General features: G+C 57.0%; 13 protein-coding genes and 1 pseudogene. 2 read left to right on the forward strand and 12 right to left on the reverse strand.

What is annotated here, in order from left to right; all coding sequences use genetic code 11:
* Positions 1-33: 33 nt before the first annotated feature.
* The 6 genes and pseudogenes from LKD37_RS15810 to LKD37_RS15835 all read right to left on the reverse strand — a co-directional run bounded on the left by LKD37_RS15810 (position 34) and on the right by LKD37_RS15835 (position 4,827).
* A complete protein-coding gene (locus tag LKD37_RS15810; RefSeq protein WP_302930056.1) occupies positions 34-594 on the reverse strand; it encodes a hypothetical protein in 561 nt (186 codons plus the stop codon).
* A 548-nt stretch (positions 595-1,142) separates the two neighbouring features.
* A pseudogene (locus LKD37_RS15815) lies at positions 1,143-1,460 on the reverse strand (phage antirepressor protein); the annotation flags it as partial.
* 126 nt (positions 1,461-1,586) lie between these two features.
* Positions 1,587-2,705 (reverse strand): peptide-methionine (R)-S-oxide reductase MsrB, encoded by a 1,119-nt coding sequence (msrB, locus tag LKD37_RS15820; RefSeq protein WP_302930057.1) that lies wholly within the window; start codon positions 2,703-2,705, stop codon positions 1,587-1,589.
* 97 nt (positions 2,706-2,802) lie between these two features.
* Positions 2,803-3,756, reverse strand: a complete 954-nt coding sequence (locus LKD37_RS15825) for a TlpA family protein disulfide reductase (RefSeq protein WP_302930058.1) — start codon at positions 3,754-3,756, stop codon at positions 2,803-2,805.
* Positions 3,753-4,688: a 4Fe-4S binding protein gene (locus tag LKD37_RS15830; RefSeq protein WP_302930059.1), complete on the reverse strand. Its 936-nt coding sequence runs from the start codon at positions 4,686-4,688 to the stop codon at positions 3,753-3,755. Before LKD37_RS15830 ends, LKD37_RS15825 begins: the two co-directional genes overlap by 4 nt.
* Complete coding sequence (locus tag LKD37_RS15835) at positions 4,681-4,827, reverse strand: CD1871A family CXXC motif-containing protein (RefSeq protein WP_021858619.1); 147 nt, start codon at positions 4,825-4,827, stop codon at positions 4,681-4,683. The genes LKD37_RS15830 and LKD37_RS15835 overlap by 8 nt, the downstream gene beginning before the upstream one ends.
* 148 nt (positions 4,828-4,975) lie before the next feature.
* On the opposite strand from LKD37_RS15835, the gene LKD37_RS15840 reads away from it, so the two are divergent.
* Positions 4,976-5,653 carry a response regulator transcription factor gene (locus LKD37_RS15840; RefSeq protein WP_302930060.1) on the forward strand — a complete coding sequence of 226 codons (678 nt, stop codon included), beginning with the start codon at positions 4,976-4,978 and terminating at the stop codon, positions 5,651-5,653.
* Positions 5,650-6,819: a sensor histidine kinase gene (locus tag LKD37_RS15845; protein ID WP_302930061.1), complete on the forward strand. Its 1,170-nt coding sequence runs from the start codon at positions 5,650-5,652 to the stop codon at positions 6,817-6,819. The genes LKD37_RS15840 and LKD37_RS15845 overlap by 4 nt, the downstream gene beginning before the upstream one ends.
* A gap of 46 nt (positions 6,820-6,865) precedes the next feature.
* Here LKD37_RS15845 and LKD37_RS15850 read toward each other — a convergent pair whose 3' ends face one another.
* The 6 genes from LKD37_RS15850 to LKD37_RS15875 all read right to left on the reverse strand — a co-directional run bounded on the left by LKD37_RS15850 (position 6,866) and on the right by LKD37_RS15875 (position 9,380).
* Positions 6,866-7,171 (reverse strand): hypothetical protein, encoded by a 306-nt coding sequence (locus LKD37_RS15850; RefSeq protein ID WP_302930062.1) that lies wholly within the window; start codon positions 7,169-7,171, stop codon positions 6,866-6,868.
* Positions 7,172-7,204: 33 nt separating this feature from the next.
* Positions 7,205-7,345, reverse strand: coding sequence for a hypothetical protein (locus LKD37_RS15855; protein WP_302930063.1), 141 nt, complete (start codon positions 7,343-7,345; stop codon positions 7,205-7,207).
* A 15-nt stretch (positions 7,346-7,360) separates the two neighbouring features.
* Positions 7,361-7,966 carry a class I SAM-dependent methyltransferase gene (locus LKD37_RS15860; protein ID WP_302930064.1) on the reverse strand — a complete coding sequence of 202 codons (606 nt, stop codon included), beginning with the start codon at positions 7,964-7,966 and terminating at the stop codon, positions 7,361-7,363.
* Position 7,967: 1 nt separating this feature from the next.
* A complete protein-coding gene (locus tag LKD37_RS15865; protein WP_302930065.1) occupies positions 7,968-8,582 on the reverse strand; it encodes a class I SAM-dependent methyltransferase in 615 nt (204 codons plus the stop codon).
* On the reverse strand, positions 8,575-8,745 hold the full coding sequence (locus tag LKD37_RS15870) for a nitrous oxide-stimulated promoter family protein (protein ID WP_302930066.1): 171 nt from the start codon (positions 8,743-8,745) through the stop codon (positions 8,575-8,577). The genes LKD37_RS15865 and LKD37_RS15870 overlap by 8 nt, the downstream gene beginning before the upstream one ends.
* A 125-nt stretch (positions 8,746-8,870) precedes the next feature.
* Complete coding sequence (locus LKD37_RS15875) at positions 8,871-9,380, reverse strand: ferritin (RefSeq protein ID WP_306414517.1); 510 nt, start codon at positions 9,378-9,380, stop codon at positions 8,871-8,873.
* Positions 9,381-9,440: the final 60 nt, after the last annotated feature.

The raw sequence follows: 9,440 nt of genomic DNA on the forward strand, positions 1-9,440 counted from the left end.
TCTTTTGACGGCCACGTCCGTCAGCCGGGATACTTATTCCTCCTCGTCGGGTTCCTGATCCCCCTGATCGGGAGATATTTCCCCCCGCCGCAGGCTTTCAAATTGCATGCGTTCCTCGCCCGGCAGTAGTGGAAACACCAGAATATGAGGCCATCGAAGAAGCGTGCGCTCCAGATCAATTTTTCCCCCCTCCATTGTCCGGATCGGTATGGTACTGCAAACCATTAAAAACGGCTGGCCTCCCCATGGAGGATCACCTATGTCCATAGGGTACACGTTAATACTCTGGAACCGCTGCCATGGATATAGACGGCGGATGATACCCAAAAAAATGACCGTAACTCCTTTGGTAGATACAATATATGTTCGGCTGGTAGCAAGTATCTCACTAAGGCCTACGACATTGAGTATTAAGCCTATAGCAACAATCGTGACCGTGTCAATTGCTATGCGAAAAGGCGGCTGAAAAACCCAGTAAAAAGTCTCAACAAAGTAATGATAATCAAAGTATATGAGCACCATCGCCATTCCTACCGCGGCGGCATGAACCTTGCGGGGCTCAATACGCAAAGTATTTGTTTCTGATTTTTTCATACCGTCATCCTTACCGGGCCTGTGTTTCGTCCCCTCGCCGTCTGTCGAAGATTTGCCCCTATAACAAGGGTCCGTCGGGATATATCGGATATCTTTCGCTCCTCCTTACCGCAGGGGCTAAAGTATCCCAGCGTCTGTCCCCGTCCCCTTTTCATAGTTGCGTTCCTTTCGCAAAGTGGACGCAGTCCTGCGTCTTTACTATTTACAACACCACCGCGGCAGTTTTGCAACCACTTTTTTTCAATTTTGTAAGAATTGGAATATATCACAAAATAGAAGGGATTTTTTTGATATTGTACGCAAATGTGAGTCTGCAGTATGAACTTTTCGGGAAATAAAAAATGCGGAGTGCCCGTTACAGGATACTCAGATCCTATAAGGACACTCCGCATGGCATGCTGTACCACTGTAGATTTTTGAACCCCCGGCTCAAAAATGCCATGTGCAAGTCGGAATTCTCCGAATTTTTCAACTTTTCTCAAACTTTTTTGATGGGTGCTTTCAAGAGCTGCCAATTAGCCACATGAAAAACCGTTATGCGAAAACACTCATTTTTTCTCTGGCATCTCGCTCATATCCGCGGCTACCCCTTCCAGAAGGTCGGTCACGACCTGATTGAGCTGCGCGGCGTTCTTGGAGGTGATGACGGGAACGTCTGTGCGTTCCTCAACCGCCTTCCGTGCGATTCCGGCGGCCTCACCGCCCTCGCGGGCAACCGCTATATTCTCTGAAAATGTGCTTGGTGCTTTCTGCTTGGGAATTTCCGTAGTGGTTGCCTCCGCCAGCATATTCAGCACCAGCTCCAGCGTGGTCATGTTATCACGAAGGTTTTCCTTTTTCAAACCTTTCAGGTTTTTCCTTTGCCCCCGGCAGAGCCGGGGGTTGACTTTGTGAACCAAGCCATTCACAGCATATCGGACTGCCACCGGGCAGTCCGATATGCTGTGATATGCTGATAGTTCCTTGCATGAGAATTGCCGACCGCTTGCGTCCTATTTTTCAAACAGATGCAGCAGATATCCGTAGCCCTCGGCTTCCATTTTTTCATAGGGGACGAAGCGCAGGGCCGCGCTGTTGATGCAGTAGCGCACGCCGTTGGGCGACTCCGGGTCGCCGGTGAACACATGGCCGAGGTGGGAGTCTCCGGCGCGGCTTCTGACCTCCGTGCGGCGCATTCCGTGGCTCAGATCCTCTTTTTCCACCACGGCGGGGCCCTCGATGGGCTTTGTGAAAGCCGGCCAGCCGCAGCCGCTTTCGTACTTATCCGTGGAGGAAAAGAGCGGCTCGCCGGTGACGACATCCACATAGATGCCCTTTTCAAACTTGTCCCAGAACTCGCCCGTGAAGGCACGCTCCGTGCCGCTCTCCTGCGTGACGCGGTACTGCTCCTCCGTCAGCTTGTCCCGGATGGACTCCGCCGCGGGCTTCTGATAGTCGCCCGGGTCGATGCGCAGCCGGGAGAAAAGCTCCATCTCCGCGCGCGGGATGTGGCAGTAGCCGTTCGGATTCTTTTCGAGGTAGTTCTGGTGGTATTCCTCGGCGGGATAGTAGTTCTTGAGCGGGCCGATCTCCACGAAGAATTTCTCGCTGCGGCCGCGCTCGATCTCCGCGATGCGCTTCACCGTTTCTCTCGCGCTTTCATTGGTGAAGTAAACGCCGGTCTGGTACTGGCTGCCGCGGTCGTTGCCCTGCCGGTTTTGTACCGTGGGGTCGATCACATAAAAGTAGGCCAGCAGCAGCGCGTCAAGACTCACCTGCTCGGGGTCGTATTCCACCCGCACGGTCTCCCGAAAGCCGGTCTCTCCCTTGCAGACGGTCTTGTAATCGGCGTCCGCCTCGCAGGTGCCGTTGGCGTAGCCGCTCTCGGCGTCGATAACGCCGGGGATGGACTGCATCAGCTGTTCCATGCCCCAGAAGCAGCCGCCCGCCAGATAGATGACATTTTCCGTGGTATCCATATAGGTGATCTCCTCATCGGACCGGTCAAAAGCCGCTCCGTCCATGTTTGTTTCCTGTCCGCTCTTTTCCTTCGGCACAGTCTGCTGCCCGGCGGCGCAGCCGCCCAGCAGCAGCACTGCCGCGAAAAGCAGGGCCAATACGCTTCGATGCATCGCGTTTCCTCCTTTCAGGGGAAGCTGGGCTCACTCTGCCCCTTCGTGCGCCATGGGCAATGCAATGGCGCGCAGCAGGCACTTTTTAAATCTCGGGTCAGCCCATATCGGCGGCAAGAGCCTGGTCGATGAGCTTTTGCAGCGTCGCCGCCTGCGTCTTGTCGGTGATGGCGCCCACAATGGGATCGCCCACGATGTTGCCGTTGCGGTCCACCACATAGGTGGTGGGGTAGGCGAACACGTTCTCCACAAACTTGCCGGCCTCGCCCTGGGCGGGGAAGTAGACATTGGGATAGGTGACGCCCTTCTTGGACAGAACGGACTTGGCCTCGGAGATGGCAGCCTCATCGCCGCCCAGGGTGAAGGAATTGATGCCGACGACACCGCCGCCCTTCTTGGTCAGTTCCTGATGCAGGGACTCCAGCTCGGAAAGCTCGCCCACGCAGGGATTGCAGGTGGTGAACCAGAAATTCACCACGGTGACGGCGTTCTTGGAGAACAGGTCATCGCTCTTGACGGGGTTGCCGTTGAGGTCCTTGCCCTCGAAGGCAGGGAACTTCTGCATCTTGTCGCCGTTGCCGGGGGTCGTGGGGCTGTCGGCAGGGATGCTGTCACCATTGCCCGGGGCCTTGGGAGCCGCCTCGGGGAACTTGGCCTCAATGGCGGTCAGGGTGCGCTCGATCTCCCTGATCTTCTCGCCTCCCTGGCGCAGCAGCTTCAGCTCGTCGGCGGTAAACTTGTCCTTGGCGGACTCAATGGTGTCCAGCAGGAAATCACCGTAGTTCTTACCGTCCTCCTGCATGGTCATGCCCTTGTCGGCGGACATGAACACCTTCTCCCAAAGGGACTGGTTTTCCATCAGAATGGCATTCTCCTGGTCCATCAGCGCCTTGTACATAGCGGCCGCCTCCTGGGCGTTCTTGGGCTCACCGCCGGGCTTTGTCATGTCGTCGTTGCCCTTTTTGCCGCAGGCGGCCAGAGAGAGCACCAGCAGTGCAGTAAGCAGCAGCACCAGAATTCTGCCGGCAGTATTCGTCCTATTCATTTTCATTTGTTTGTTTCCTCCTTGATATTGTTGTTTGTCTGCAGCGTTTCTGCTGCTTTTGTCTTATCTTTACCGTCTCCGAAGCCATAGCGGAAACACACGGCGTTTGTGGGACAGGCGCGTATACACATCCCACAGCGGATGCACTCGGTGTGGTTGGGCGTCTTTGTCACGTCCACATCCATCTTGCAGGCTCTGGCGCATTTCCCGCAGGAGACGCACTTGTTTTTATCCACCTTCATCTGGAAGAGGGATACCCTGTTGAGCAGTGCATAGAACGCTCCCAGCGGGCAGAGCCACTTGCAGAAGGGACGGTAGAACAGTACGCTCAGCACGATCACCGACAGCAGAATGCCGAATTTCCATGTAAACAGCTTGCCCAGCGCCGCCCGGATGCCGGAATTGGCAAGGGACAGCGGGATGGCCCCCTCCAGCACACCCTGTGGGCAGAGGTATTTGCAGAAGAACGGGTCTCCCATGCCAACATCGTTCACCAGAAGCGCCGGCAGCAGGAAAACCATCACCAGCAGCACGGCGTACTTCAGGTATGTCAGAGGCTTCAGCTTCTTTGTGGAGAGCTTCTTCGTAGGAATCTTATGCAGCAGCTCCTGAAACCAGCCGAAGGGACAGAGGAAGCCGCAGATAAAGCGTCCCAGCAGCACGCCCAGCAAAATGAGGAAACCTGTGATATAATAGGAGAAGCTGAACTTGGACGAGCCCACCACCGCCTGAAACGCCCCGATGGGACAGGCCCCGGAGGCCGCCGGGCAGGAGTAGCAGTTCAGCCCCGGAACACAGACGGTTTTCCCCGCGCCCTGATACAGTCCGCCCTTGAGGAAGTTCGGCAGATGCAGGTTGGTCAGCAGCGTCGCTCCCGCCTGGATCCAGCCCCGGAAGCGGGACAGTACCTGAGATACGCCGCGTTTTTTCTTACCCAATGCCCACACACTCCAGACATAATTTGATTGCTTTGCTCAGCACCGTCGCTGCCTCGCCCCGCCAGACACCGAAGCACAGCATGGCGGCTCCCGCTGCCAGCAGGATCACCTGGGCCGCCGCCTTTTTTACATGGCTCATTTTTTTCACCCTTTCCGATTTTCTGCCCCTATCATAGCGCAGGGGAGTTAAAGTCCCTGTTAAGAAGAAAAATTTAACACAAACCTTATCTGTTTTTGCTATAATTAAGAACAACGTGAACATGAAGAAATGTAAAAGGAGGGCTCTCATGCACCTTTTGGTTATTGAAGACGAACGCGCCTTGTGCGAAACCATCGTCCGCAGCCTGCGGCGGCTGGCCTACAGCGTGGACTACTGCTACGACGGGGAGAAGGCTCTGGAGCTGCTGGGCGTGGAGCGCTACGATCTGGTAATTCTCGACCTGAACCTGCCGGGGAAGGACGGCATGACGGTGCTGCGAACCCTGCGGCAGACCGACCGGGATACGCGGGTGCTGATCCTCTCCGCCCGCAGCGAGGTGGAGGACAAGGTGGAGGGGCTGGACGCCGGGGCCAACGATTATCTGGCAAAGCCCTTTCATCTGGCGGAGCTGGAGGCCCGCATCCGCAGCCTGACCCTGCGGCAGTTTACGCAGCAGGGCGTACTGCTGACCTGCGGAGGTCTGCGTTTTGATACCCGCTCCCGCACCGCCGCCGTCAACGGGCAGACGCTGACGCTGACCCGCAAGGAGACGGGGATTTTGGAATATCTGATGGTGCATCAGGGGCGGCCGGTAAGTCAGGAGGAGCTGATGGAGCACGTCTGGGACAACAGCGTGGACAGCTTCAGCAACTCCATCCGGGTGCATATTTCCGCCCTGCGCAAAAAGCTCCGCGCCGCGCTGGGCTACGATCCCATCCGCAACCGCATCGGCGAGGGCTATCTGATGGGAGGCGATGAGGCGTGAAAAAGATTTCCCTGCAGTGGCGCATCACGCTGATGACTGTTCTGCTCATCGGCGTTACCTGCGTGGCTATGAATCTGCTGCTCTGCTCCTCCGGCGTGTACTATATGGACAAAATTGCGGACGCCTTGCAGGGCAGCGGCACGGTGATCCTGAATGAGGGCGAAGCAGCGAGCTTTGACCCGCAGCTCATAGCGCCCAACGAGGAGCTGACCATCGTCGTCAATGGGGCGCAGGGACGCTTCCGCACCACCAACTGGTATATCACGGCGGCGGTGACGATCCTGAGCGGCATTCTTGCTTACTTCGTCAGCGGACGCGCGCTCAAGCCCCTGCGCAGCTTTGCTTCGCAGGTGGAGAAGGTGCAGCTGAACAATCTGGCGGATATGAGGATCGACGAAGATGTGCTTCCGGAGTTCAGGCAGCTCAGCCGCTCCTTCAATCAGATGCTGGAGCGGCTGAACAACGCCTTTGCCGCCCAGCGGCAGTTCACCGGCAATGCCGCCCACGAGCTGCGCACGCCGCTGGCGCTGATGCAGGCGCAGCTGGAGCTTTTCTCCGCAGAGCATCCCGATGTGCGGCCGGAGACTGCGGAGTTCCTCACGCTTTTGCGCGAGCAGACGGAGCGGCTGACACAGATGACCAAGACGCTGCTGGAGATGAGCAATTTGCAGCAGGTGGCGCGGAACGAGCAGCTCCAGCTCGCCCCCATGATCGAGGAGATCTTCACAGATCTTGCGCCGCTGGCGGAGCAGCGAAGCATCTCGCTGGAAGCGGAGGGCGACGCCGCTCTCACCGGCAGCGACGCGCTGATCTATCGTCTGCTCTTTAACCTGACGGAGAATGCCGTCAAATACAACCGTCCCGGCGGCTCGGTGCGGGTCGAGCTTGCGCAGGGGCAGGAAAAGTGCATCATTCGCGTTTCCGACACCGGCTGCGGCATTCCGGAGGAGTATCAGCGCAGTATCTTCCAGCCCTTCTTCCGGGTGGACAAATCCCGCAGCCGCGAGTACGGCGGCGCGGGACTGGGACTTTCTCTGGTGTGGGAGATCGCCGATCTCCACGGCGGCTCCGTTTGGGTGGAGGAAAGCTCGGACAAGGGCACGACCATCGCGGTAGAGCTGCCGGCAGGGACAGAAAGTGATCCCTCCGGCGCGGATATCACATAACAGTCCTCGGCTGATTCATGGCGATCGTTTTTCAACCTCCACAACGTTATCGCAGCAGCTCTCGATCAGCTCCCTGTCGTGGGTGATCACGAGAATGGTTCTGCCGTTCCGCGCTTCGCCTCTCAGCCTTTCTGCGACGAGGCGCAAATACTCTATGCATCAGTTTCCTCCAGAACGGCTTGTTGCAGTCCACGAACCGTAGCCTGCGGAAGATCGGCAGGATCAGATTTTCCTCCATCTCCTCGATCTCACGGAAGGATGTGACGGCTTTGCAGGCCGTGTAATAGCTCATAATGGCGATGCAGTCGTAGGTGCCGCCTACGCCGTTGTGGAAGTTCCGTTTGCCACCCAAGTCGGTACGCCAGTCGGAGAGAAACTCCGCATACTACCGCTGTACCTGTTCCCATATCGCCTCCCGCTCCGCTTCCGGGTAGTGCAGGGCGATCTTCGCCCGTATCTCCTTCTTGCAGGGATTGGAATACAGCACATGGCATTTGCGGTCGAATGGGAGCTTCTTGTCCTTCATCTGTCTGCCTCTCCCTCATTTCCGCGCCGTGATACAGAGCCAGCTTTTCTTTTTATGAATTTGAATATCGTGAAACCCCGCCTGCTCCAGGTACGCCTTTAACTCTACGTCCTTATAGATGGTCATGCCGCCGATGATCTCCGTCCACTTCTCATCCTTGTCCGTGTCGCCGTTTGCTTCGTTGCAGATGAGAAATGTCCCGCCGGGCTTCAGCACTCGATAAACCTCCCGGAAGCATCGGGGCAGGTCAGGCCAAAAATAGACGGTTTCAAAGGCCGTGACCGCGTCGAACCAGTTGTCAGCAAACATCATATCCGCCACGCTGCCTTGCAGAACGGTGCAGCGTCCCTCCATGATGGCGGCCTTGTTGACCTTTTTCGACTTCTCCACACTGACGGGCGAATAGTCGATACCCTTGACGACGCCCTGCGGGCATTTTTTCAGCAGCCTTTTCATGTTCGCCCCGCCGCCGCAGCCGCAGTCCAGCACCTTGGCGTCCGGCGCGGCATTCAGAAATTGAAGCCCCCACCGGGCCACGGCGCTGTGCCCGACGTTCATCATGGCGACCATGAGCTTCCCGCCAAAGCCCTCGGGCTTGCGGGTGTTTTCAAAGAATGACATATCACACCTCCGATTTCATGCATTCCGCATAAGTCAATGGGAACGAGGCTTTCAGCACAGTGCTTTTCCGTACCATCCAGCCGTTTTGCCGCAGGAAGCGCAGGTATTCCTCGCTCGACCACTTGCTGTGGAGAGGGAAGCCTGCCAGCTTCATGAAAAATGCCTTGACCTTGCCGAAAATAGAATTCTCCGCGTGGGTGAAGGTGGGCGCGATGAGCACTCCGTCATCCTTCAGAACCCGGCGAATCTCGGCAAGGGCTTTCTCCGGCTGCGGCACGATGTGCAGCGCGTTGGACACGATCACCACATCAAAGGATTTGTCTACATACGGCAGGCGGAACATATCCTGCACGGAAAAGTGCAGCTTCGCAGATTGATTACCCCGCTTTGCTTCAAGAATCATCTCCGCGGAGACATCCGTCGCCTCGATGTGCGCCGCCGCGTTCACGATGTTTTTGGCGATCAGCCCCGTGCCGCTTGCCAGCTCCAGCACCGTTTTGGCTTTCACCACCGGCCGAATGAGCTCATACATCTCCTCATACGCCGCGCAATCCCTTCGCATAAAGCGGTCGTAGCGACCAGCATTTCTGTCCCAGAAATTCTTTCGTTCACTCATGGCTGTCTATCTCCCCGTGCGGGCATCTGTCCCGCCGCTGCCTGGCGTATTCCAGCAGGGCGGCACACGCCGGACAAAGCGCCTCGCCCCTTGTCCCATGCACGCCCCAACAATACCGGCGCACCATGAGGGTAACGGTTTCGATCTCCTTTTCCTTGTTCAAGAGCCATGTTCCTTTCTATGTGGCATTTCAGTTAGCCTCCTCTAACCGCCTGGTGGAAGAAAAGGCAGGCCACCTGTATGCAGTCTGCCTTTTGCCTGATGCGAAAGCCCGCAGACGCGCGGGGCTTACAGCACCAGCGAGGGCGCGGTGTAGACCCGTGTCTTCAGCTCGCTGTTGAGCATATACAGCCCCTTGCTGTCTCCGCCGAACAGCTCCATCTTTGTGATGAGGTCGGCGGCGTTCTTCTCTTCCTCGCCCTGCTCCTTAATGAACCAGTCCAGCATCTGCATGGCGCGGAAGTCCTTGGCCTCGTATGCGGCGGCGTAGATGGCATCGATGCTGGCGGTGACCAGCTTCTCATGCTCCAGTGCCTTTTTCAGCGGGGTCATGTGGTCGCCTCGTTCCCACTCCGGCTTTGCGATAGCCTCAAAGGTGACACCCTCGCCGTTATTCTGCAAATACTGATAAAACAGCATGGCGTGATCCCGTTCCTCCTGCGCCTGTACCCGGTACCAGTTCTCAAAGCCGTCCAGTCCGACGGCGGCGTAGTAGTTGGCAAAATCCAGATACAGATAGGCGGAGTAGAACTCCTTGTTGATCTGCTCGTTGAGCAGCTTCGATACCTTAGCGTTCATGATACTTCTCCTCCATAAGATTGTCTTTTTCCTGCTCCCGGCAGGCAGGGCAGATATACC

The organism is Brotocaccenecus cirricatena, from assembly GCF_020687045.1.
GTDB lineage: Bacteria > Bacillota > Clostridia > Oscillospirales > Oscillospiraceae > Vescimonas > Vescimonas cirricatena.